This window comes from Kocuria sp. BT304 (assembly GCF_003290245.1).
Lineage (GTDB): Bacteria > Actinomycetota > Actinomycetes > Actinomycetales > Micrococcaceae > Kocuria > Kocuria rhizophila_A.
The window spans coordinates 410,012-432,056 of record NZ_CP030039.1; the positions used below are offsets into that span (position 1 = coordinate 410,012).

Annotated in this window: 20 protein-coding genes; 8 read left to right on the top strand and 12 right to left on the bottom strand. The window is 66.7% G+C overall.

The features are described from left to right. Window positions 1-227: 227 nt before the first annotated feature. Together DNL27_RS01850 and DNL27_RS01855 are read right to left on the bottom strand one after the other, a co-directional pair. Window positions 228-722: a GNAT family N-acetyltransferase gene (locus DNL27_RS01850; RefSeq protein WP_112234537.1), complete on the bottom strand. Its 495-nt coding sequence runs from the start codon at window positions 720-722 to the stop codon at window positions 228-230. Window positions 723-917: 195 nt separating this feature from the next. Continuing rightward, complete coding sequence (locus DNL27_RS01855; protein WP_112234538.1) at window positions 918-1,445, bottom strand: TetR family transcriptional regulator; 528 nt, start codon at window positions 1,443-1,445, stop codon at window positions 918-920. 262 nt (window positions 1,446-1,707) lie between these two features. On the opposite strand from DNL27_RS01855, the gene bioB reads away from it, so the two are divergent. The 5 genes from bioB to DNL27_RS12535 all read left to right on the top strand — a co-directional run bounded on the left by bioB (window position 1,708) and on the right by DNL27_RS12535 (window position 7,204). Beyond that, window positions 1,708-3,117, top strand: coding sequence for a biotin synthase BioB (gene bioB, locus DNL27_RS01860; protein ID WP_112234539.1), 1,410 nt, complete (start codon window positions 1,708-1,710; stop codon window positions 3,115-3,117). Window positions 3,118-3,127: 10 nt separating this feature from the next. After that, window positions 3,128-4,651: an aminotransferase class III-fold pyridoxal phosphate-dependent enzyme gene (locus DNL27_RS01865; protein ID WP_370447106.1), complete on the top strand. Its 1,524-nt coding sequence runs from the start codon at window positions 3,128-3,130 to the stop codon at window positions 4,649-4,651. 65 nt (window positions 4,652-4,716) lie between these two features. Beyond that, window positions 4,717-5,922 carry an 8-amino-7-oxononanoate synthase gene (locus tag DNL27_RS01870; protein WP_204360341.1) on the top strand — a complete coding sequence of 402 codons (1,206 nt, stop codon included), beginning with the start codon at window positions 4,717-4,719 and terminating at the stop codon, window positions 5,920-5,922. A 143-nt stretch (window positions 5,923-6,065) separates the two neighbouring features. Continuing rightward, window positions 6,066-6,887 carry an ATP-dependent dethiobiotin synthetase BioD gene (gene bioD, locus DNL27_RS01875; RefSeq protein WP_112234541.1) on the top strand — a complete coding sequence of 274 codons (822 nt, stop codon included), beginning with the start codon at window positions 6,066-6,068 and terminating at the stop codon, window positions 6,885-6,887. 182 nt (window positions 6,888-7,069) lie between these two features. Next, window positions 7,070-7,204, top strand: coding sequence for a hypothetical protein (locus DNL27_RS12535; protein ID WP_255416986.1), 135 nt, complete (start codon window positions 7,070-7,072; stop codon window positions 7,202-7,204). A 447-nt stretch (window positions 7,205-7,651) separates the two neighbouring features. Here DNL27_RS12535 and DNL27_RS01880 read toward each other — a convergent pair whose 3' ends face one another. From DNL27_RS01880 to DNL27_RS01920, 9 genes are all read right to left on the bottom strand, one after another. After that, window positions 7,652-8,785, bottom strand: a complete 1,134-nt coding sequence (locus tag DNL27_RS01880; RefSeq protein WP_112234542.1) for an agarase — start codon at window positions 8,783-8,785, stop codon at window positions 7,652-7,654. A 118-nt stretch (window positions 8,786-8,903) separates the two neighbouring features. Then, complete coding sequence (locus tag DNL27_RS01885; protein WP_112234543.1) at window positions 8,904-9,788, bottom strand: alpha/beta fold hydrolase; 885 nt, start codon at window positions 9,786-9,788, stop codon at window positions 8,904-8,906. A gap of 51 nt (window positions 9,789-9,839) precedes the next feature. After that, window positions 9,840-10,859 carry a sugar phosphate isomerase/epimerase gene (locus DNL27_RS01890; RefSeq protein WP_112234544.1) on the bottom strand — a complete coding sequence of 340 codons (1,020 nt, stop codon included), beginning with the start codon at window positions 10,857-10,859 and terminating at the stop codon, window positions 9,840-9,842. Window positions 10,860-10,948: 89 nt separating this feature from the next. Continuing rightward, entirely contained in the window at window positions 10,949-11,992 is a 1,044-nt protein-coding gene (locus DNL27_RS01895) for a Gfo/Idh/MocA family protein (RefSeq protein WP_112234545.1), read from the bottom strand. 31 nt (window positions 11,993-12,023) lie between these two features. Next, complete coding sequence (locus DNL27_RS01900; RefSeq protein WP_112234546.1) at window positions 12,024-13,001, bottom strand: ABC transporter permease; 978 nt, start codon at window positions 12,999-13,001, stop codon at window positions 12,024-12,026. 2 nt (window positions 13,002-13,003) lie between these two features. After that, the gene (locus DNL27_RS01905; RefSeq protein ID WP_239494414.1) at window positions 13,004-14,536 is read right to left on the bottom strand and encodes a sugar ABC transporter ATP-binding protein; all 1,533 of its coding nucleotides are present in this window, start codon (window positions 14,534-14,536) and stop codon (window positions 13,004-13,006) included. Between the two features lie 2 nt (window positions 14,537-14,538). Then, complete coding sequence (locus tag DNL27_RS01910; protein ID WP_239494415.1) at window positions 14,539-15,714, bottom strand: Gfo/Idh/MocA family protein; 1,176 nt, start codon at window positions 15,712-15,714, stop codon at window positions 14,539-14,541. A 28-nt stretch (window positions 15,715-15,742) separates the two neighbouring features. Further along, window positions 15,743-16,882, bottom strand: a complete 1,140-nt coding sequence (locus tag DNL27_RS01915) for a substrate-binding domain-containing protein (protein WP_239494416.1) — start codon at window positions 16,880-16,882, stop codon at window positions 15,743-15,745. 35 nt (window positions 16,883-16,917) lie between these two features. Beyond that, on the bottom strand, window positions 16,918-17,736 hold the full coding sequence (locus DNL27_RS01920; RefSeq protein ID WP_112234549.1) for a sugar phosphate isomerase/epimerase: 819 nt from the start codon (window positions 17,734-17,736) through the stop codon (window positions 16,918-16,920). A gap of 153 nt (window positions 17,737-17,889) precedes the next feature. On the opposite strand from DNL27_RS01920, the gene DNL27_RS01925 reads away from it, so the two are divergent. Further along, window positions 17,890-19,158 (top strand): ROK family transcriptional regulator, encoded by a 1,269-nt coding sequence (locus DNL27_RS01925; RefSeq protein WP_162627088.1) that lies wholly within the window; start codon window positions 17,890-17,892, stop codon window positions 19,156-19,158. Between the two features lie 123 nt (window positions 19,159-19,281). Here the strand turns inward: DNL27_RS01925 and DNL27_RS01930 are convergent, their stop codons facing one another. Beyond that, complete coding sequence (locus DNL27_RS01930) at window positions 19,282-20,205, bottom strand: LysR family transcriptional regulator (RefSeq protein WP_112234551.1); 924 nt, start codon at window positions 20,203-20,205, stop codon at window positions 19,282-19,284. A gap of 151 nt (window positions 20,206-20,356) precedes the next feature. Here DNL27_RS01930 and DNL27_RS01935 point away from each other — a divergent pair, with 151 nt between their 5' ends. Continuing rightward, the gene (locus DNL27_RS01935; RefSeq protein WP_112234552.1) at window positions 20,357-20,764 is read left to right on the top strand and encodes a hypothetical protein; all 408 of its coding nucleotides are present in this window, start codon (window positions 20,357-20,359) and stop codon (window positions 20,762-20,764) included. 34 nt (window positions 20,765-20,798) lie between these two features. After that, a complete protein-coding gene (locus DNL27_RS01940; RefSeq protein ID WP_112234553.1) occupies window positions 20,799-21,665 on the top strand; it encodes an alpha/beta fold hydrolase in 867 nt (288 codons plus the stop codon). Window positions 21,666-22,045: the final 380 nt, after the last annotated feature.

Genomic DNA, 22,045 nt, shown 5'->3' on the forward strand with positions numbered 1-22,045 from the left:
ACGGCCCGGCACATCGCCGCGCGGTGTCGGCTCATGTCATCCCCGAGGGGGCGCTCGCCGTTCTGGTGCCCACGGGTGTCGGCGACGCCGCTGAGCCAGGACTGCGCGCACGCCCACCTCTCAACGTCTGCAATAGCGGAGCAGGTGCAGATTCGCGGGCGCGGGGCTGCATGTGCTCCACCTCACAGCGCCTCGTTCATCGGACCCCTCCGCGCCCGGGGCGCGCCTCAGCGCACCATGCGGATCTCGCGGAGGTCCTCCAGGGCGGGATCCGTGAGAGTGGCTCCGTCCGCGCGGAAGCCGTTGCGCTCGTAGAAGTGGATCGCGCGGGGGTTGGCCTCGGCCACCCACAGCTGCGCAGGTTCCTCGCCGAGAACGACGTCGAACAGTGCCGGCCCTGCCCCACTGCCGTGGTGTGCCTTGAGCACGTAGAGCATGTGCAGGGCCAGATCCCGCGACGGCTCCGTCTCCTCGGGTCGACCCACGCCGGCGAAGCCCACGATCGCCCCGTCCACCTCGGCCACCCGGATCCGGTCGCGTCCGGCCGGGTCAGCGAGCAGAGTGGTCCACAGCCTCAGCCGGGCCTGCCGAGCGGCGTCCCCGAAGAAGCGCTCCGGAACCAATCCCGTGTAGGTCTCCCGCCAGGACTGCACATGAACCTCCGCGATCCTCGGTGCGTCCTCGGGCGCAGGCGCTCGCAGGGTGAAAGGGGCCGTGGTCATGCGGGCATTCTGCCCCGTCCGGCTCGCACACGACAGAGGGCGACGACGCCGCTGCACTAGGACCACACGCACGCCCGCCACTCAATGCCTGCAGTAACGGAGCAGGTGCAGATTCGCGGGCGCGAGGCTGCATTTGCTCCACCTCACAGCGTCCCGCCGGTCGGGCTCCGCCTCGCACAGCGCACGACGACGCCGCTACGCCAGGATCGCGCGCACGCCCGCCTCGAACTCGGCGTCCATGGTGGCGGTAGGGAGGTCCATCGACTCGCGGGTCTGCTGGGCGGTCACGGAGCCCAGGGTGAAGCGGGTGAGTGTGAGGGCGAGCATCTCGGCGGCCTCCGGGTTTCTGCCCCGGCCGGTCAGCGCCGTGATGAGCAGCGGGACGGGTTGCATCCCCAAGGGGTCCAGTGCGTGCGCCACACTCACCACGTCCGCGCCGTCCCGCACGGTGAGCACCGCAGAACGGAACCGGGCGATCAGCAGGAGCGCGGCGGCGTCGTCGTCCGCGGTGTGCGCGGGGCGGACCGCGGGGGTCTCGAGCGGGGCGACCATGCGCTGGGCGAGGACCGCGAGCAGCTCCTGCTTGTTGGCCACGTGCCAGTAGAGCGCTCCCGGCTGAACACCCAGCTCACGAGCCAGGCGGCGCATGGAGAGGTCGCCGAGACCGTACGTCTGCAGGATGTGCCACGCGGCATCCACCACCTGGCTGCGGTCCAGTGCCACGGTGCTCCTCCCTGCTCTCGTGCCCGGGTGCGGGCTCCGCGGAAACTCTACCGAGTAGTGGTGTGTGGGCTGTGTGCTGTGCGGGCGCCGTGGTTCGGGGCCCTGCGGGCGCTGGGGAGTCTCGGGCGCCCGGTGTGCCCGCGATGGACCGTTCTGCGAGGTCAGACCGGCCACGAGCAGAGAGGGCGCCGGGGTGCGGCCCGGTGCGTGCTCGTGCCCCGTCACGAATTGACTTTCCTGAACACCGTTCAATAATTGAACAATGTTCAAGAACCCCGCAGAGCTGGCCGACCGCGTTCTCGCCGGCACCCCCGTGACCCCGGATGAAGCCCTCGACCTGCTGCGCACCGACGATCCCGGCATGCTGGATCTCGTGGCCGCCGCGGCACGCCTGCGCCGTGAGCACTTCGGCATGACCGTGAAGGTGAACTACCTGGTCAACCTCAAGTCCGGACTGTGCGCGGAGGACTGCGGCTACTGCTCGCAGCGCTTGAATGCCGGAACGGACATCCTCAAGTACTCGTGGCTGAGCCCCGAGCAGGCCGTGGAGCAGGCCGAGTACGGCATCAAGGGCGGGGCCAGCCGCGTGTGCCTCGTGGCGAGCGGTCGCGGCCCGTCCAACCGTGAGGTGGGCAACGTGACCCGCACGGTCGAGGCGCTGAAGGAGCAGCACCCGGATGTGGAGGTCTGCGCGTGCCTCGGCCTGCTCAAGGACGGCCAGGCGGAGTCCCTCAGCAGCGCGGGTGTCAACGCCTACAACCACAACCTCAACACCGCCGAGTCCCACTACGAGTCCATCTGCTCCACCCACACCTACCAGGACCGCGTGGACACCGTGGAGCGTGCCAAGGACGCGGGCCTCTCCCCGTGCTCGGGGCTGATCGTGGGCATGCGCGAGACGGACGAGCAGCTCGTCGAGGCGGTGTTCGCGCTGCGGGATCTGGGCTCGGACTCCGTGCCCGTCAACTTCCTCATGCCGTTCGAGGGCACGCCCTTGGCCGGCACCTGGCAGCTCAGCCCGCAGAAGTGCCTCAAGATTCTCGCCGTGGTTCGCTTCGTGTGCCCGGACAAGGAGATCCGGATGGCCGGCGGGCGTGAGATGCACCTGCGCTCGCTGCAGCCCCTCGCGCTGCACGTGGTCAACTCGCTGTTCCTGGGCGACTACCTCACGTCCGAGGGCCAGGCCGCCGAGGCGGACCTGGCCATGATCGCCGACGCCGGGTTCACCGTTCTCGGCGCCGGTCCGGACCCGTCCCGGGACCGTCACGTCGGCCCGGCCGACGTGCAGGGCAGCGGTGCGGAGCAGGGTACGGGGGAGCGGACGACGACGCCGTGCGGGTCCGCGTGCGGATCGGCCGCCGGTTCATCGTCAGGTGACGGTTCTGCGCCGGACGGTGGGCGTGCCCCTGCGGACGTGTCCCGGAGCGGGCCTGCCGAGGCGGTCGGCAGTGCCCCCGAGGATGGTTCTCGAAATGCTGGCGGTCCAGCCCGCACCCGTAGCGCGGCGGCGTCGTCCGCGCCGACCGGCGCCGGCATGTCCCCGGCCCTCGCGGCGCTGCTGGGCTCGGGCGACGGCCCCGAGCAGGACGAGGACGACACCAGGGTGAGGGTGGAGCTGAGCCCGACCTTGCGGCGTCGTGGTGCGGGCACGTCGGTGGCGCCGAATGCCTGAGTCCGGCGCCATGGCAAACATGCCGTCGGGCGAAAGTCTCGCCGCGCGGGACCGCGGGTTGCTGTGGCACCCGTACGCCGCGCTGGACGGCCCCGCGCCGTACACCGTGGAGGCGGCGGAGGGCGTGACCCTCACGCTCGTGAGCCCGGAGGGTGATCGGATCGAGGCGATCGACGGCATGGCCTCGTGGTGGTGCGCCGTGCACGGGTACCGGAACCCGGAGCTGGACCGCGCGATCGTGGACCAGGTCACCGCGTTCTCCCACGTGATGTTCGGAGGGCTCACACACCGCCCCGCGGTGGAACTCGCCGAGCTGCTGGTGGAGGTCACGCCGCCCGAGCTGCAGCACGTGTTCTTCGCAGACTCGGGCTCCGTGAGCGTGGAGGTCGCCCTGAAGCTCGCGGTGCAGTACCAGGCGGCCCTCGGGCGACCGGAGCGGCGGCGCATCCTCACGGTGCGCGGCGGCTACCACGGGGACACCACCGGGGCCATGAGCGTGTGCGATCCCGAGGGCGGGATGCACGCCGAGTTCTCCGGGTTAGTGGCGGAGCAGCTGTTCGTGGCACCGCCCCCGGCGGCGCACCCCCGGCTTAGATCCGGGTACGAGGATCCCGAGGGGTTGCGGTCCCCGGAGAACTTCGGTGCCGCGGCCTCGGACACCGCTGGTTTCGTGCCTTCCGGGGACACCGAGGGGCCAGGTGGGAGCGGCGCGCAGGGTGCGGGAGCGCCGTCGTCGACCGGGGCCGTGGACTGGGACGCCGACGACGCGGCCGTTGAGGCGTGGATCGCGGACGTGCGCAACGTCGCCCGCGCCCACCGGGACGAGCTCGCCGGGATCATCGTGGAACCCGTGCTGCAGGGCGCGGGCGGGATGCGCACGTACGACCCGCGGTGCCTGCGGGTGCTGCGAGAGCTGGCGGACGAGCTGGACCTGGTGTTCATCGTGGATGAGATCGCCACGGGCTTCGGACGCACCGGGAAGTGGTTCGCCAGTGAGTGGGCGGACGTGGTCCCGGACGTGATGTGCGTGGGCAAGGCCCTGACCGGCGGGTATGTGTCCCTAGCCGCGGTGCTCGTCTCCGCGGCCGTGGGGGAGGTGATCACCGGGTCCGAGCAGCGCGCGCTCATGCACGGGCCCACGTTCATGGCCAACCCGCTGGCATGCGCCGTGGCCCTCCAGTCGGTGCGCATGCTCTGCGAGACATGGTCAGAGAACGTGGCACGGCTTTCTGCGGCCCTGAACGAGATTCTTCCTGTCGCGGCTGACCTTTCGGTGGTCAAGGACGTGCGGGTGATCGGTGGGGTGGGCGTCGTCGAGTTCCACGAGGCACCGGACCCGGTACCGCTCACGTGCGCGGCGCTGGATCAGGGGGTGTGGTTCCGCCCCTTCGGGAGGCTGCTCTACACCATGCCGCCGTACGTGTGCTCCGATGAGGAGGTCCGCACCATTGCCTACGCCCTGCTCCGGGCAGCGCAGGAGGTGGAGCTCACGAGCACGGGCCGGGGTGCCACGCCGCACGGGGCGGGCGCATGACGGCCCACCGCCCGGACGCGTTCACGACGGCGCCCGCACCCGCCCACTCGATCGCGGAGTTCCGCATGGCCGCGTCAGGGGGCAACGCGCCAGTTCCGGAGCACCCGGACGTCTCCGCTCCGACCGCTGCGGGCCCCCTCGACGACTGGCTCCGCGACCGGCGGCAGCGGCGCGATGAGGCTGGACTGCGGCGTCGGCTGCGGGCGCTGTCCGGGGCGTGCGTGGACCTCGCCTCGAACGACTACCTGGGGCTGTCGCGGGATCCGCGCGTGGTCACGGCGGCGCGCGAGGCGCTGGACGCCCACGGCACGGGATCGCGCGCCTCGCGCCTCGTCACGGGGACATTGGGGATCCACGAGCGGCTGGAGCGGGAGCTGTGCGCGCTTACCGGCCAGCCCGCGGCGCTGGTGTTCTCGAGCGGCTACGCCGCCAACACGGGGGTGCTCACGGCACTGGGAGATGCGGACACGCTCATCGTCTCGGATGCCCACGCGCACGCGTCGCTGGTGGACGGGGCGCGGCTGTCACGTTCCCCGGTGCGGATCGCGCGGCACTCGGACGTGGCCCACGTGGCGCGGCTGCTGGCCGAGCGCTCGGAGGCACGCGCCATCGTGGTGGTGGAATCGGTCTACTCGGTGTGGGGAGACCACGCGCCACTACAGGAGCTCGCGGAGATATGCCGGGCGTGGAATGCCCTCCTGATTGTGGACGAGGCACACGGCATCGGCGTGGCCGGCCGCGGGCGGGGGCTCGTGCACGAACACGGTCTCGCAGGATCCCCCCACGTGGCGGTGGCCCTCACACTGTCCAAGGCGCTCGGTGCGCAGGGCGGGGCGGTGCTCGGCTCACCAGCCCTGCGGGAGCACCTGGTCAACACGGCTCGCCCGTTCATCTTCGACACGGCCCTGGCGCCGGCGCCCGCGGCGGCCGCGACCGAGGCCGCGCGGATCATTGGTGAGACCCCCGAGCTGGTGGACCGGCTGCACGAGCGGGCGCGCTTCGTGGCCTCGACCCTGGGCATCCTGCAGGCCAGGGCGGCGGTGCAGTCGGTGCAGGTGGCCACTCCTGAAGCCGCACTCCGGGCCGCGGAGGAGCTACGGGGCAGAGGTGTTGCGGTGGGATGCTTCCGCCCGCCGTCGGTGCCGGACGGCATCAGCCGCCTACGCATCACAGCACCGGGAAACATGGAATTACAGGAATTGTCGCGAGCGCTGCATCACGTCCGGGAAGTGCTGGCGGGCGTGGCAGGAGACGAATCGGCCACGCCGTGAGCGTTCTGGGGTCACGGGCACGCCCGCCCGATCGCACCGGTGACCCATGGGATCACGTCTCCGGCTGCTGCATCAGTGAGCACACGTGGGCACCGGCCCGGCGGGCGCTCATCACCCACCCCACGGACGGGCAGGAGACCCCCATGACCAATCCTCTGCGCGGCATCTTCTCGTCACTCGGCTCCACCGTCCTGGTGACCGGCACGGACACCGACGTCGGCAAGACCTACGCCACAGCAGCCCTGGCAGTGGCTGGGTGGTACGCGGGCCGGCGGCGGATCGCTGTCTACAAGCCGCAGCAGACCGGCATGCGCGGTGACGACCCGGGGGACGTGCAGGACGGTGCTCGGCTGGTCCGCGCTGCCGGTGTGCCTTCCGGGGCACTCACCATCGCGGAGGGACAGCGGCTGAGCGAACCCATGGCACCCCCTCCCGCCGCGGCCATCGACAGGGTGGAGCTGCTGCCGATCACGGCCCACGTGGCGAAAATCGTGGAACTACAGAAGTCCCACGACCTCGTGCTCGTGGAGGGCAGCGGGGGCGTGCTCGTGGAACTGGACGGGGATCGGCACACCATCGCGGACCTGGCAGTGGGTCTGCAGGGAATGGCTCCGCACGGAGCGGCACACCAGTGGCCGGTGAACCAGGGGCCAGCCCCCGTGGGCCGGGCTGGTGTGGGACAAGCACGTGGGAGCATCCCTGACACCGTTGGCCCGGCACCGGTGAGCACAGTGCTGGTGGCTCGCCCGGACCTGGGTACCCTCAACCACACCCTGCTCAGCTTGGAAGCTCTGCAACGCCGCGGGGTCAACGTGGCCGGGGTGGTCCTGGGCAGCTGGCCCGCAGAGCCCGATCGTCTGCACACCTCCAACCGCCAGTACCTGGCGGACCTCCCACCACTCGACGGGCATCGCATTCCGCTGCTGGGTGCCGTCCCGCAAGGGTGGGGGCACGGGAGCCGCTGATCTGTTTTTGCCACTCAGAGCAGCACCGGCCAAGTGGAACTGACCGGAGACAGCGGGGCAGCCACTTATAGATAGCGACGTGGGCCACATAGGACACGAGTGCGGTATTGCGGGGTTGGTCCTCGACGTTGAGTGAAGGGTGATCGCCGACGAACATAATCGCGACATGGATTGCGGCGTTCATGACATTGGTGGTTCTGCTGTGCGTCACGGATTCCTTCGTGGCGCAGAAGGAAAATTCCCTCCCGCAGGGCGCGGACTCAGGGATTGTCCTGGACTTCCGCAAGTCCAAGATCTCCCAGCAACGGGCGATCTAGGACCTGGACGAACTCTCCGACGACAGAGAGGATACCCATCTCGCCCAGGCGGTGGCGGGCAGGGACGACTTCCTCGGTGGCGTGTAGGCGTTTCGAGGCAGTCCCGTCCTTGGTGGGAGCAGGGTTGAGAGTCCGCTCATCATCGGGGACCTCGACGTCTATCCCCAGCTGCACCACACCACCGGCGCGCCCACAGTCATCTCTGAAGAGCCCCATACCGCCTGCGTCGATCAGCCCACGGCGTCACGCACCCCGACCCGAGACAACAATGTCACGCCCTACTGCAGCTAGACACCTCCAGCCCGACCAGAAGAGGCCCGTTTCTTCATGCCCACCCCAGTGACCACAACCTCATGAGCTACAACAAATTAGCCTCCACCCATGGTGCCCCGTGGACGGACCAGTTTGCCGATCGGGTCCCGCAGCGGGGCTCTGCGGCGGAAAGGATCACATGCGTGGAGTCGCCTCCGCTTGTGCTCTCGCATTCGCTTCGCGGATCTGGTCTGTCATGTCGGTATAGAACTCGTCGTGGGGGTCCTTGATGCCCCACCCGCGTCCGAGGTTCTCGATATAGCCGCACCAATGCCAACCGATAATCCAGGGCTCTGCAACGGCCCGTGCTAGACCGCTGGCGTAGTCCGCGCCGCGTTCGGCTTGGGTGTCCATGTCACTCGTGCGGTGAGGATTCATGTCTGTGGGAACCCAGTTGCCGATGTCCGCGATGACCACTGGCTTGCCCGTCAGCTCGTGCCAGCCGCGGAGGTCTTCGATCATGGTTGCATACTCTTCAGCGGATTTCCCAGTGAAGTACTGGACAGAGAGGACGTCGACGAACGGCACCATAGCGCGCAGGACCGCTTCAGGAATGCCCTTGTTGCCGTTGTACCGGTCCCCAAGAATCAAGTGGTCTGGGTCATAGCGCCGAATTGCCTCGGTGATTGTCCGATAGTACTGAGTAGCCACGTCAAACAGCTTCTGGTCGTGCTCGTCCTGGCTCAGTCCTTCGAATCCGGGCCAGAATCGTCCGGAGGCATGGGGCAACCATCCGGGGATGTCGACGAGGAAGTAGCCAACCAGGTTCGCGCTGCCCTTGTGATCCGACACCATGCGCCGGGCGATCCAGTCTGCGTACTTGTGGAAGTCCTCGCCGTACACGTCTCGGTACGCCGGGTGGCCGTTCCAGTCCTCGATCTCCTGCACCCGGATCTGCACCACATAGGGCATGCCGGCGTCGAGAAGGTGCTGATCGGGCCAGGGATGGGAGTGGCCGAGGTCGACTGGGTCGCCGAACCAGTCCAGCGTCTCGCCCCATCCCCCGCTGATGTACTGGGATGTCCATCCGATGGTGTTGAAGTTCAGGTCCTGGAGGTCGCGGACAACTCCCTCGGTCCATGCTTGGCGTGAGCCGTACTTGCGTTCGAAGATCTCCACGTTGTGCGGATAGCGGAGGTCGGTGTCGTCAATGTGGTTGAGGGCCAGCGAGAAAAACGGCTTGCCGTCCGGATCGATGAAGCACCAGGAGCCGCTCTCGCTTTGTGCCACGCGGAAGAATGCACCGGAATTTCCTGGGGTTGATGACATTGTTCGTCGTTCCTTTCAGTCCTGGCGTTGCTGATGGTCTCGGCTGACCGGGTCCCGTATCCGGAAGCGGTGCACCCGAGGCCCCGGGCGCTCGGTCGCCCGGGGCCTCGGGATGCTGCTATTTGCGGCCGAAGAAGTCCAGGTAGGCGGATGCCAGCGCTTCGGGGTCTTCCTCCGCCAGCTGGTGGCCCCACGGGAGAATGACTCCGCGCACGTCCTCGGCGACCTCGCGCATCTGTCGCTCGGTGTCGGCCCCGATGAAGTACTCGCTGCCGACCGCGAGGACAGGCATCGTGAGCTTGGTCTTCGCTGCCTCACAGTTCTGGTCCGCGTCGTCGAGGGTTGCGCGGTAGATCTCGAGCATGCTGCGCAGCCCGCCCGGTGACGAGTAGCAGCGGACGTACTCGTCCAGGGCGTCGGGGGTGATGGCCTGGGGGTTGTGGGTCTCGTGCTTGATGAAGTAGTTGAAGTACTCTCGCTCTTTGCCGCTGATGAGGAATTCGGGGAAGTGGGGGACGCTGTAGAAGTTGATGTGCCAGAGCCACACGTAGGTGCTGACGTTTTCACGGGTGAGGAACGAATAGTCCTCCAGACCGAAGCCGGGGAGGATCATCTCCTGGTACACGAGCTTCTTCACGCGATCGGGGTACTGGGCCGCGACCTGGTAAGCGGTCGAGGCCCCCCAATCCTCTCCGACGAGGTTGAAGGTCTCGTATCCGAGGTGAGTGGCCAGCTGGGCGATGTCCTCGGCCATGTTCTTCATGTCGAAGCCGTCCTGAGGATGCTCCGAATCTCCTAGCCCGCGCAGGTCCGGGGTGATGACCGTGTAGTACGGCGTCAGCAGCGGAACGACACGGCGCCAGTGGTAGGACGTCTTTGGCACTCCGTGCAGCAGGAACAGCGGTTCTCCCTGGCCGGCGATGGCGTAGTGCAAACGGACACCGTTGACGAATGCCCGTCCATGCTGGGCCGGGCGGCCGGTGTGGTCCTGGATGATCTCCATGATTTTTTCCTCCTATGTTGCGTTGTGGCGGCCGGTGTCGGCCGGCCAGGGTCAGTTCTGGTGGCTGAAGGCGGCGTCGAATGAGGACTCAGGGGTCTTCCAGAGCAGGGACCGGACATGGCGCAGCGCTTCGGGGGCACCGTGCAAGCGGTCCATTCCGGCGTCCTCCCACTCGATGGAAACCGGCCCGGTGTAACCGATAGCGCGCAACGCCCGGAAGGCGTCCTCCCAGGGCACGTCCCCATGCCCGGTGGAGACGAAGTCCCACCCGCGCCGCGGATCACCCCAGGGGAGATGCGAGCCCAGGATCCCGGCCCGGCCGGTGGACGGACGCAGGCGGGTGTCCTTGCAGTCGACGTGGTAGATCCGGTCGGCGAACTCGATGATGAAGCCGACAGGGTCGATGCCCTGCCACATCATGTGGCTGGGGTCCCAGTTGAAGCCGAACGCCGACCGGTGCTCGATCGCTTCCAATGCCCGGACGCTGGTCCAGTAGTCGTAGGCGATCTCCGAGGGGTGGACCTCGTGGGCGAAGCGCACCCCCTCGCCGTCGAAGACATTGAGGATCGGATTCCACCGGGCGGCGAAGTCCTCATAGCCGGCCTCGATCACCGAGGCCGGCACCGGGGGGAACATCGCCACGTACTGCCAGATCGACGACCCGGTGAAGCCCACCACGGTATCAACCCCGAGTTTGCGGGCGACCTTCGCGGTGAGCCGGAGCTCCTCGGCAGCACGGGCCCGCACACCCTCGGCCTCACCGTCGCCCCAGATGCGGGAGCCGACGATGGCCTGGTGGCGGAAGTCGATGGGGTCATCGCACACGGCCTGGCCGGTGAGGTGGTTGGAGATCGCCCACACCCCCAGCCCGTACTTCTTCAGGATGTCGGTGCGGGAGGCCAGGTAGGCGTCGTCCTGGGCGGCCCGCCACACGTCGAGGTGATCGCCTGAACAGGCGATCTCCAGCCCGTCGTAACCCCATTCAGCGGCTAGCCGGGCCACCTCCTCGAAGGGCAGGTCGGCCCACTGGCCGGTGAACAGGGTGACGGGGTGGGATTTTTCGTGAGTCATGATGGGTTCCTTTTCGAATTCGCCGACGAATCCGTCGCGCTCCGGAAGCGAGCCGGTGGGCAAGGGAGTGTTTCGGGGCAGAGGGTGCATTATTTGATGTCCACCCACCGGCCGGAGGAGGCGGAGGCGAGGACGGCGTCGGTGAGAACGGCTGCGCGCAGGCCGTCGTCGAAGGTCGGCAGCCCATCGACCTCCTCGCCCTGGGCGGCACGGTACGTGTCGGCGACGAAGGAGGTGAAGGCATCGCGCCACCCCTGGGGATGTCCTCCCGGGGACTGGTCGTAGGCGGTCGACAAGGGCGAGGCGTCCTCGTCAGCTCGATTCCAGATGCGGGTCTGCTGCCGCGCCCCGATCCACAGGGTGTTCGGTTCCTCCTGGTGGAATTCGTAGGAGTGCACGGGGGTATCCACGGCGAGGCGCAGGTCGTTCTTGTGCCCCGGTGCCGCCTGCGAGATCGTGGCGCTGCCCAAGGCGCCTCCGTCGAGCCGGAAGACGAGCACGGCCGCGTCCTCGGTGCTCACCGACTCTGGGCTCGCCCCTCGGGTGTCGTAGACGGTGGACAGGTCGGCGGTGAGGGACGTGATGCGTTGTCCGGTGATGAACTCCAGGAGGTCGCACCAGTGGACACCGATGTCGGCGAAGGCGCGGGACCGACCACCCTGGGCGGAGTCCACCCGCCAGTTCATGTCCGTGGGACGCGACAGCCAGTCCTGCAGGTAGTTGCCCCGCACCAGGTGCGGTGTCTCTTCCCCCGAGGACAAACGGGCCCGCAGCTCTCGGATGGAGGAGTAGAAGCGGTAGCCGAATGGGACGGTGGCCACCAGATCGGTGGCCCGCCAGTGATCGACCATCGCCTGCGCGTCGGCCCGGCCGGTGGCCAGCGGCTTTTCGCAGATCACGTGTTTGCCGGCCCCCAGGGCGGCACGTACGAGATCGGGGTGGGTGTCGTTGGGTGAGCAGATGTGCACCACCTCGACGCGGGGATCTTCGATGAGATCCAGGGGAGTGGAGTGCACTTCTCTGGCCCCCGTCTGCTGCCCTGCGCGTTGACCGGATGCCGAGTCTCGGCCGGCTGCGGCCAGCACCTCGTGCCCCGAGGCACGCACGGCGTGAGCGTGGACGCGGGCGATCATGCCCCCGCCGATGATTCCTGCACGCACTGCGCTACTTCCTTCGAGCCAGGGCCACGGCGAGGATGATGATCACGCCGCGAACGATGTTTTGTTGGCTGGTGTCCAGGCCCGCCAGCACCAGACCGTTGTTGATCACGCCGATCAGCAGCGCCCCGATCACGGATCCGACGACGGCCCCACGGCCGCCAAACAGGCTGGTGCCGCCGAGAATGACCGCCGCGATGACCGACAGTTCGTCTCCGCTGCCCCACTGGTAGCGGCCGGATTCCAGGCGGCCGGCGTAGAGCATGCCCGCGATCGAGGCGGCAATGGCTGAGGCCATGAGGACACTGAAGATGATTCGGCGCGTGCGCACGCCGCTGTAGATGGCGGCCTGCTCGTTGCCGCCGGTGGCCAGCACTCGACGGCCGTAGGCGGTGCGATGCATGACAATCGCACCGATGATGGTGGCGATGACGACCCAGATGAGCAGGGCCGGGATCGGGCCGATCGATCCACCGCCGAAGAAGGCGTTGAACCCGGGGGAGAGGATGGGCTGAGGGGCGGAACCGGTGATCCACATGGCCACGCCCAAGGCGATGCCCATCATGCCCAGAGTGACCAGGAATGAGGGAATCCGGGCAAAGGCCACCAGGCTGCCATTGACCAGCCCGACGAGCACGCCGGTGCCGATGCCGGCCAGGGCACCGGTGACCGGGCCGCCAGTGGCTACACCCATGGCTGCCGTGACACTGGCCAGCCCGGCGACGGCCCCGACGGAGAGGTCGATCTCCGCGGAGGCGATTACGAACGTGACGGCCACCGCCATGAAGGCAATCATGGCTGTCTGGCGAAAGATGTTCAGCAGATTTTCGGTGGTGGCGAAGCCTGAGCTGTGCAGGAAGAGGACGCAGATCCCGTACACCAGGACCAGGCCGATGTAGATGATGTAGTTGCGCCAATCCACCGAGCTCCTGCGGGCAGTGGTGTCCGCCTGGGTGGGGGCTGAAGTGGAGGTAGGGGTGGACATGGTCAGACTCCCTGAATGGTCAATTGGAGCGACTCTTCATCTTCGATCTCGGAGCGGTCCAGGGTGGATTGGAGGTGGCCCTTGCGCAGGACCAGGATGCGGTCGCTGACGGCCAGTAGCTCGGTCAGTTCCGAGGAGATCAGCACCACGGAGGTGCCGGTTTGAGACAGTCCTCGGATCAGCTCGATAACTTCACCCTTGGTACCAATGTCGATGCCAGCTGTCGGCTCGTCCAGGATGAGGATCTTGGGTTCGGTGGAGACCCAGCGGCCCAGAACGACTTTCTGCTGGTTGCCGCCGGACAGCATTCGGATCTCGAGGGCGGGGGCCGCCCCTTTCACCTCGAACTTCTTCAGCACCTCGGTCACGAACTGTCGTGAGCGCCGTTCGTCCATGAGCGGGCCCCGGCGGAATCGGCCCAGCAGTGGCAGCAGGAGATTGTCGCGGATGCTGTGCGAAAGCACCAGTCCTTGTTCACGGCGGTCTTCGGGCACGAGAGCGAATCCGGCTTCCATGGCCGAGACCGGGGTCGTGACGGAGACAGGCTCACCGTCGACAAAGATCTCGCCGCTGCGGTGCTTGTCGATGCCGAAAAGAGCGCGCGCGAGCTCGGTACGGCCTGAGCCCATCAGCCCGGCCAACCCGAGGACCTCCCCAGGGTGAACAGTGAAGGAGATGTCCTCCAAGCCGTGATCGGTGGACAGGCCCTTCACCTCCAGCCGCGGAGTCCCGGAACGATCCACGCCGTGGGTCTCATAGGCCAGCGCGTTCTCCAGTCGACGCCCGATGATGGCTTCGACGAGGTCCTCCGGGGTGATGTTGACGGCGTGGTCCGTCAGCACCACGGCCCCGTCGCGCATGACCGTGATGCGGTCGGTGACCCGGTAGATCTCCTCCATACGGTGGGAGATGTAGACGATGCCGATCCCTTGGGAGGTCAACCGGTTGATCAGTGCGAAGAGAATCTCCGATTCCTTCTTCGACAAACTCGCGGTGGGCTCATCGAGGATGAGCACCCGGGCGTCCTGGGAGATGGCCTTGGCGATCTCGGTCAGTTGCCAGTACGCCGTGCTCAACCGATCGACGGAATCCTTGGGGTTGATCGGCAGCTGGAAGGTCTCGAAGATCTTCTCCGTCTCGCGCTCCATGGCCTCCTCGTCGATCAGCCCCAGGGCAGTGCGGGGTTCACGGTTGAGGAAGACGTTCTGGGCAACGCTCAGGGTGGGAACCAGGCTGAACTCCTGGAAGACCATGCCCACCCCCGCCTCACGGGCAGCGATCGGGGAGGTGATGGTCACGGGCCGCCCGCCCACGGCGACCTCCCCGGCGTCGGCGCTATAGACGCCTTGCAAGATCTTCATGAGTGTGGACTTGCCGGCTCCGTTCTCCCCAGCAAGGGTGTGGACCTCACCGGCGAGCACTTCGAAGTCCACTCCCTGCAACACCCGATTGGCGCCGAAGGCCTTTTCGATGCCCTGCATGGACACGGCGACGGTCCCGGTCGCGGGTGAGGGGGCCACGGTTGTGCCGGACATGGTTACTGCAGCCCTTCCACGGTCACCCATTGCCCGCTGTCTGAGGACTCCAGGATTGCGTCGGCGATCTTTTCGATCTGGTAGCCATCGGCGAAGTCAGGGCTGGCTGGGGTGCCGTTGATGATGGCGTGGAAGAGGTCGTGGGCTTCGATGATCTTGGTTTCGCCGTATCCGATGCCCAGGGCGGGGATGGGCCACAGCGCTTCCCCGTGCGGGTGGGCGGGACCGGTATAGATCGTCCGAAAGCCTCGTTCGGCGGGATCGTCGGAGGCGAAGATCACCTGCAGCTGGTCCCGCTTCTCATAGTCGAAGGTGATGGAGCCTTCGGTGCCGTGAATCTCGAAGGTCAGGAAGTTATTCCGACCCCAGCCGTTGCGGGTGGCTTCGATGCTGCCGATCGCCTCGTTGTCGAAGCGGAGCATGGTCATGACCTCGTCGTCGACATCGACAGTCTCCTTCGGGGCATTGGCGTCACCACCGGCGCCGAGCTTGTCGACGGTGCCGCTGGGTACGGGGCGTTCCGGGATCCAGGTGCGGGCCTGGGCACTGACCGCAGAGATCTCGCCCACCAGGTACCGGGCGATGTCGACAACGTGGGTGCCGATGTCACCCAGGGCACCGCTGCCGGCGATGTCCTTGCGGAAACGCCAGGACAGCGGGGAGTCCGGGCTGGCCGACCAGTCCTGGAGGTACGTGCCGCGGAAGTTGAGGATCGTGCCGATGCGTCCTTCGTCGATGAGCTTCTTGGCATAGGTGATCGCGGGGGTACGGCGGTAGTTGAACGCGACCATGGTGGTGCGGTCCGAGGCCAGCGCCGCCTCATACACGGCCTTGGCCTCCTCGGCACCCCGGGCCAGAGGCTTCTCGGAGATCACGTGCTTGCCGGCCTGCAGAGCGGCGATGGCGATCTCCGCGTGCAGGTGGTTCGGGGTGGCGATGTCGATCACGTCGATGCTCGGGTCTTCGACGGCCGCACGCCAGTCCGTGCCCGAACGGTTCCACCCGTAGCGGGCTGCGGCGTCGGCTGCAGACGCCTCGTTGACGTCGATCAGCAGTTCTCGCACCGGGCGGGCCGGGGCGGGCCAGAAGAACATCGGCATGGTCGCGTAGGCCACGGAGTGCGCCTTGGCCATGAATCCGGCTCCGATGATGGCGATCTTCAGTTCTTGCATTGTCATTGCTCCATTTCTTGGGCTGGCTCAGATGTCAGTTCGTGGGCGGGGTGCACTCGACGTAGGACTCCCGGAGGGGCTCGGGAACGTCCTGGTGGTAGATGTCCTGCCAGGCCTCCAGCAGATTGCCGTGGTGCACAGGCAGGGCACCGAGGGCTACATAGGGCGGTGCGTCTTTTTCGAGCAGTCCGTAAGCGGCCAGGGTGGCTTCGGCCACACCTTGGTCGTAGGGGCGTTGAGCGCCCAGCCCGGCCACCGCAGTGTTCTGGGCCGTGGCGATCGCCACGTTCAAGCCCAGATCCTCGGTGGTGATCTTGATGTCATCGCGTTCCGCCGTACGGGCGGCGGCCATGATCCCCTCTGTGGGCACGTCCCAGACACCCCAGAGGCCGTCGATGTCGTCCTGGTGCCTCAGGAGCATCGCGTTCGCGGTGTTCTGGGCTTCTCCGGCTAGGTCGTCGCCGGAGATGCCCCGCTCGGCGATGATGTTGATGCCGGGGTATTCGTTCCGGATGGTCTCGGTGAACCCCTCGTAACGCTGATTAGTCACGAAGAAGTCGACCCCATACTTGATAACCCCGATGTTCCCCTTGCCCTGCAGCGCCTGGGCCATCAGGTGGGCTGAGACGACCCCGTTGCCGTAGTTGTCGGCGGAGACCGCGGAGATGTAGTCCTCGCCCGGCACGAAGCCGGTCGGAACGTTGTCCATGAACACCAGATCGATCCCCGCTTCGGCTGCCCGGCGATAGGCTCCCGCCGTGGCCACAGCATCCGTGGGGATCGAGACCATGATGTCGGGCTGGCGCGCGATCATGTTTTCGATGTCCGAGACCTGCTTGCTCGGGTCCTGACCGGCGTCGGTGACGCCGATGACCTCGATGCCGAGTTCGGCGAACCGTGTTCTCAGCCCGTTTAGCTGTGCAGCCGTCCAGTCGTCGCCGGTGTAGTGCATGACGATGGCCGCGGTCGCCTTTTTGCCCTTGACCTCCTCGACCTCGGTGCCGGTCAGGCCCAAGGTGTCGGCGGAGACCGGTTCCTCCCCCTGGGGTCCCTTGCTGAGGACCTCGCCCTCCATCTTTTGCAGGGCTTCCTGGGCCGGGGCGTAGTCGGGCAGCAGGCATGTGCTGTTTGCGGTGCTGGAGGCACATGCTGTCAAGGAGACCGACAGGGTCACCAAGCTGGCTGCTGCCGCCAGACGGGCTCGGCGGTTCACAGTCCCAGGTCTCTCAGGTACTGGCGGCTGCGGCGAGCGGCTTCCGCAGGATCCCCGTCGTAGTAGTCCAGTTCCACGACCACCCAGTCGTCGTAGTGTGCCTCCTGGACGGCGTCGAGAACGCCCCGAAAGTTCAGCTCCCCATCCCCCAGCGGCAGGAAACGACCGCTGGTGGAGTCGTAGTCCTTGAGATGCACCAGCGTCAGGCGGTCGGAATATTTGCGCACGGCTTCGGCCGGGTTCCCACCGCCAGCGGCCAGGTGGGCGGTGTCGGGGCAGAAGCCGATGCCGGTCTCGGCGAAAACGGTCTCCAACTGCTCGGGGGACTGCACGATCGTGCCCAGATGGGGGTGGAAGCATGCGCGCAGGCCGTTGCTGGCGGCGATCTGCGCCACGGTGTCCAGCGCACCACCAAGCCGCTTGTAGTCGTCCGCACGGGTGCCGGCCGCTCGGATGGCGCCACCACCCAGGACGAGGTGACCGGCCCCGGCCGCCGCGGCGAGTTCGGCCGTGGAACGGACCTTGTGCAGCTCGTCCTCGAGTGCGTCCGCGTAGATGAAACTCCCGCCGGTGTAGACGCTGACCAGCTCGAGTTCGTGGTCGGAGAGCCTGGACTGGAGATCTCCCAGGTGGGAGGAGAAGTCGTGGAGGTTGCCCTCGAACATTTCCACCCCGGAGTACCCGGCCTGCTGGATGGGGGCGAACGAGTCCGTCACCGTCCCGGCCGAGCGGTAGTAGAGGTCCTTGATGCTGGTGACGCCGGTCGGGTCGCCGATGACTCCGCCCCACGTGATCGAGTGGTACGCCAACTTCACTGTCTGCTCCTTGGGATGTGAGGGAACTCACGTGTTATGTTCTTCACACGCAGACTATTGCCGTTCATACACAGAAGTCAAGGGTGTTCGGTGCACGTTTCGACGGAAAAGATGTTGGATAGGACTATGCCCACTCCCGCTCTTCTGTCCGGCATGGACGCCAACCTTGCCCACAGCGCCGCTCTCACCCTTGACATCATCCGCAGGCAAGGGCCCCAAACCCGCCCAGAACTGGCGGCCAAGACCGGTCTCGGCCGTACCGCTCTCACTCAGCGCCTCACCGTCCTGCAGGAGTCGGGCCTGGTAATGGAGGGCGAGTACGGGGAGTCGACCGGTGGGCGAAACCCTCGCCTCCTGCGCTTCAACGCCTCAGCCGGACTCATCCTCGGCCTTGAGCTCGGAGCCACCTCATTCACGGTCGGCGCCACGGATCTGGCCGGCAACGTGCTGGCCCTGGGCGGCGCAGTTCATGAGATCGCAGCCGGACCCGAGTCCGTGCTCTCCCGAGCAGAAAAGGTGCTCAAGGACCTGCTGGCGGAGACTGATCTCTCGGAAGGGGACGTCTGGGGCGTCGGCGTAGGACTGCCCGGCCCCGTCGAATACGCCACCGGGCGGCCCAGCGAACCGCCGATCATGCCCGGATGGGACAACTACCCCGTGCGAGAACGACTCACGGCCACGTTCCAGGCACCGGTATGGGTCGACAACGAGGTCAATGTGCTGGCCCTCGCCGAACTCAGATCCAGGCGGGAACTCCGGGGTCAGGACTTCATCTACGTGAAGATCGGCACTGGCATCGGAGCGGGGCTCGTCTCGACCGGGCGGTTGCACCGCGGTGCCCAAGGCAGTGCCGGAGACATCGGGCACGTTCCCGTGGCGGGGGCGGAGAACGTGGCCTGTCGTTGCGGCAAGTACGGCTGCCTCGAAGCCATCGCCGGCGGCGGAGCCCTGAGGCTGCAGGGGCTGCGCGCCGCCCAGAACGGCCGTAGCCCCATCCTCCAGCAACGATTCACCGAGACCGGGACCATCACAGCCCAAGACGTCATCATCGCAGCCCGCGATGGAGATCACTTCTCCGTGGAAGCCCTCACCCACAGCGGTAGGACCATCGGCTCGGTCCTGTCGACGCTCGTCAACTTCTTCAACCCATCCATCATCTTGATGGGTGGAGGTGTCGTTTCGAGCGGCGGACAATTGCTGGCAAGCATCCGTGAGACCGTCTATCAATGCTCCCTGCCCCTGGCCACGCGGGACCTGGTCCTGGGCCCCGCTCACCTGAACAGCGCCGGAGAAGGTGGAATCATTGGCGCCGCCCACCTGGCACTCGACGAGATCTTCGGTCCGGACACCTTCCAGCGCCTCCTCACTCATGGGCCGCCACGCAGTGTGGAGGAACTGCACGCCGCGACTGTTTTCGCGTAGGAGCGAGGACCTACCGCAGTAACGGATGTCAGGACGGGGGTGAGCATCACGGTGGTCATGGCCCGCAGCCATCCGCGGCTCGCGGTGACGCGCGGCGGATGGGCCCCGCTTCAGACGGACTGCTTAGATCGGCTGTGCCGACCGGGGGAGTGTGGTGCTCAGGGCGGTGAGCTGGGCGGCTTCGACGAAGGCGCGCGCCGCCCCGTGTTCGTTGTCCTGGCGCCAGGCCACACTGACCGTGGAGGGAGACAGGTCGGCCACGGGGACGAAAGCCAGGCCGGGGCGACTGTAGAAACGTTGGGTGGAGGCTTGCGTGAAAGCGACGCCCTGCTGACTGAGGATGGCCTCGAAACACTCGTCGACGGTGCTGGCCTCGGAGCCGATGACCGGGGGGTGGCTGTGACGGGCGTCGACGGCAAGCCAGAAGTCTCGCCACAGATCCGGAGCGTTGCGGGCCACGAAGGGCTCCTCGAGTAGTTCTTCTACCCGGACCGAGGACCGGGTAGCGAACTCCGAGGCCTCTGAGACCACCAGCACCCGGGGCTCCGTGAAGAGGGGGGCCATTCGCAGATCCTTGAACTGCGGCAAGGGCGGGCGCACAAAGGCAACGTCGGCGCTGCCATCGGCCAACCCCGCGGTGGGGTCGCTGAAGTGGTAGGAGCGCATTTCCACCTGGACCGCTGGATTCTCGTGGCGGTAGGCCGCTAAGACGGCCCGGGTGAGTTCGGCGGCGGCGTTGGCTTGGAAGCCCACCACCAGTTTCCGGCCCGGTTCCCGGGCTGCCTGCCGGGTCAAGGAAGCGGCCGCCTCAGCGGCCTCCAGCAGGCCCCGGGCATGGACCAACAGGACCTCCCCGGCCGGGGTCAGAGTCACCGCCCGGCTGGTCCGGTTGAGTAAAGGCGTGTCGAGGGAGCGTTCGAGATTGCGGATCTGCACGCTCAGCGACGGCTGGGTGATGTGGAGCCGGGTGGCGGCGCGTCCGAAGTGCAACTCTTCCGCAACAGTAACGAAGTAGCGCAGAACCCGCAGCTCAAAGGAGGGCTGCATGGCCCAATGCTAGTGACCACCCCGTTGGCTGGCCAATAGCTGTGGCCTATCGCTTCATTGGAGAGGAGTATTGGATTCGTGACGCAGGTCACGCTCTAATGAAAGAGGCAATCGCCACGGACAGAGCACGTCAGGCGGGAAGGACCACAACATGACTGCCACCACCTCCACTACTTCGACCGAGCAGTGGGTTGACGCCTTCACGGCGGCCAACGACCAGGACCCCGAGCTTCTGGCGCACGGGAAGTACTTCACCTGCTCCTATCTGCTGGACATGGACGAGCACTCCTTCGTAGTGCGAATGAACGCGGGGAAGGTCGCTGAAATCAGCGTCGACCCCGGACCTCTCGACGCACCGTACCAGTTCGCCATCCGCGCCAGTGCGGGCACGTGGCGGGAGTTCGGCACCGAGATGCCGGCCCCGATGTTCCACGGAATTTGGGCGGCGTCCTTCCAGCGCGACATGTCCCTGGAAGGCGATGTGCTGGTGCTGATGCAGAACCTGCGCTGCCTCACCCGCCAGATCGAACTGCTGCGCACCGTCGGCGTCCCCGTCTGATCCCTCTGCCCCGCCTGGAAAAAGGAGAACTCTCATGGCTGTAATCTCACCTGTCACCGGCCACTACGTCACCGTGGAGGTCGACGGGTTGGAGTACAAGGTCTTCTACCTCGAAAACGGCACCGGCCAGCCGCTGGTCTGCCAGCACACCGCCGGCTGCCACAACCACCAGTGGCGGGATCTACTCGAGGACGAAGAGATCACCGCCAACTACCGGGTCATCGCCTACGACCTCCCCCGGCACGGGAAGTCCGACCCGCCGGAGAACACCGCCTGGTGGACCGAGGAGTACAAGCTCACCGCCGATCATTTCGCCAACTTCATCATCGCCCTGTGTGATGCCCTGGAACTGGAGAAGCCGATCTTCATGGGCTCCTCCTTCGGCGGCAACATCGCCCTGCAGCTGGCCTACCGGCGCCCGGACCGCTTCGATGCGGTCATCCCGGTCGAGGGGGCGGACTACTCCCCGGGCTTCTACCTGGACTGGTGGCAGCACCCGCACGCCAATGCCGCCCAGGTCTGTGCCTCCGGTACCTGGGACCTGATGGCTCCGCAGTCCCCGGATGAGGACCGGTGGAAGACCTGGTTCTACTACTCCCAGGGGTCGGAGTCTTTCAAGGGGGATTTGCACTTCTACTCGGCCGACCACGACCTGCGCGGCAAGCTCGGGGAAATCGACACCGATCAGTGCGCGGTGGTGCTGATGACCGGAGAGTACGACTACCTCACCACTCCCGAAGACGGTGAGCGGACGGCCTCGCAGATCCGCAACGCGGAGTTCATCGAGATGAAGGAGATCGGCCATTTCCCGATGAGCGAGAACTACCCCGTGTTCGGCAGATACCTCAAACGCGCCCTGGAGATCGTCAAGACCAAGAAGGATGTCTCGGTCCGCACCTGACCCCGGCCTGCCACCGTCTTCCTGCCCGGAAGCTACCTCCCATGGAGAAGATCAAGTGTCTCCGAGGGAGAGGACGCATCGTAGGCTCCTCGCCCACTGGCAGTGGGTGAGGAGCCTACGATGCGTTCCGGGAAGCACGTGGTCTCAGCTGTGGTCCACCGGAGGGCGATGTAGTCGGGGACCTGATTCCTGAAGGGGCATTGAACCGGTTTTGGGTGGAAGCGGCTAGTCCGCCTCGCTGCCGGTCATGATCCACTGGGGTGCCTCAGGTTGCGCGGTGCTGGTGCGGGCTCGTGTGAACGGGCCAGCGGCAAGGATTCTCGCGGTGCGGATGAGGTTGTAAGCCATCACCGCACAGGCCGGCCGAGCGAAGCTGGATC

Bases quoted from the DNA above. Each gene is read 5' to 3' on its own strand.
- DNL27_RS01930 (WP_112234551.1), bottom strand. From the start codon at position 20,205: ATGCAGCCCTCCTTTGAGCTGCGGGTTCTGCGCTACTTCGTTACTGTT.
- bioD (WP_112234541.1), top strand. From the start codon at position 6,066: ATGACCAATCCTCTGCGCGGCATCTTCTCGTCACTCGGCTCCACCGTC.
- DNL27_RS01865 (WP_370447106.1), top strand. From the start codon at position 3,128: ATGGCAAACATGCCGTCGGGCGAAAGTCTCGCCGCGCGGGACCGCGGG.
- DNL27_RS01910 (WP_239494415.1), bottom strand. From the start codon at position 15,714: ATGACAATGCAAGAACTGAAGATCGCCATCATCGGAGCCGGATTCATG.
- DNL27_RS01935 (WP_112234552.1), top strand. From the start codon at position 20,357: ATGACTGCCACCACCTCCACTACTTCGACCGAGCAGTGGGTTGACGCC.
- DNL27_RS01905 (WP_239494414.1), bottom strand. From the start codon at position 14,536: ATGTCCGGCACAACCGTGGCCCCCTCACCCGCGACCGGGACCGTCGCC.
- DNL27_RS01890 (WP_112234544.1), bottom strand. From the start codon at position 10,859: ATGACTCACGAAAAATCCCACCCCGTCACCCTGTTCACCGGCCAGTGG.
- DNL27_RS01900 (WP_112234546.1), bottom strand. From the start codon at position 13,001: ATGTCCACCCCTACCTCCACTTCAGCCCCCACCCAGGCGGACACCACT.
- DNL27_RS01940 (WP_112234553.1), top strand. From the start codon at position 20,799: ATGGCTGTAATCTCACCTGTCACCGGCCACTACGTCACCGTGGAGGTC.
- DNL27_RS01895 (WP_112234545.1), bottom strand. From the start codon at position 11,992: ATGATCGCCCGCGTCCACGCTCACGCCGTGCGTGCCTCGGGGCACGAG.
- DNL27_RS12535 (WP_255416986.1), top strand. From the start codon at position 7,070: ATGACATTGGTGGTTCTGCTGTGCGTCACGGATTCCTTCGTGGCGCAG.
- DNL27_RS01850 (WP_112234537.1), bottom strand. From the start codon at position 722: ATGACCACGGCCCCTTTCACCCTGCGAGCGCCTGCGCCCGAGGACGCA.
- DNL27_RS01880 (WP_112234542.1), bottom strand. From the start codon at position 8,785: ATGTCATCAACCCCAGGAAATTCCGGTGCATTCTTCCGCGTGGCACAA.
- bioB (WP_112234539.1), top strand. From the start codon at position 1,708: ATGTTCAAGAACCCCGCAGAGCTGGCCGACCGCGTTCTCGCCGGCACC.
- DNL27_RS01885 (WP_112234543.1), bottom strand. From the start codon at position 9,788: ATGGAGATCATCCAGGACCACACCGGCCGCCCGGCCCAGCATGGACGG.
- DNL27_RS01925 (WP_162627088.1), top strand. From the start codon at position 17,890: ATGGACGCCAACCTTGCCCACAGCGCCGCTCTCACCCTTGACATCATC.
- DNL27_RS01870 (WP_204360341.1), top strand. From the start codon at position 4,717: ATGGCCGCGTCAGGGGGCAACGCGCCAGTTCCGGAGCACCCGGACGTC.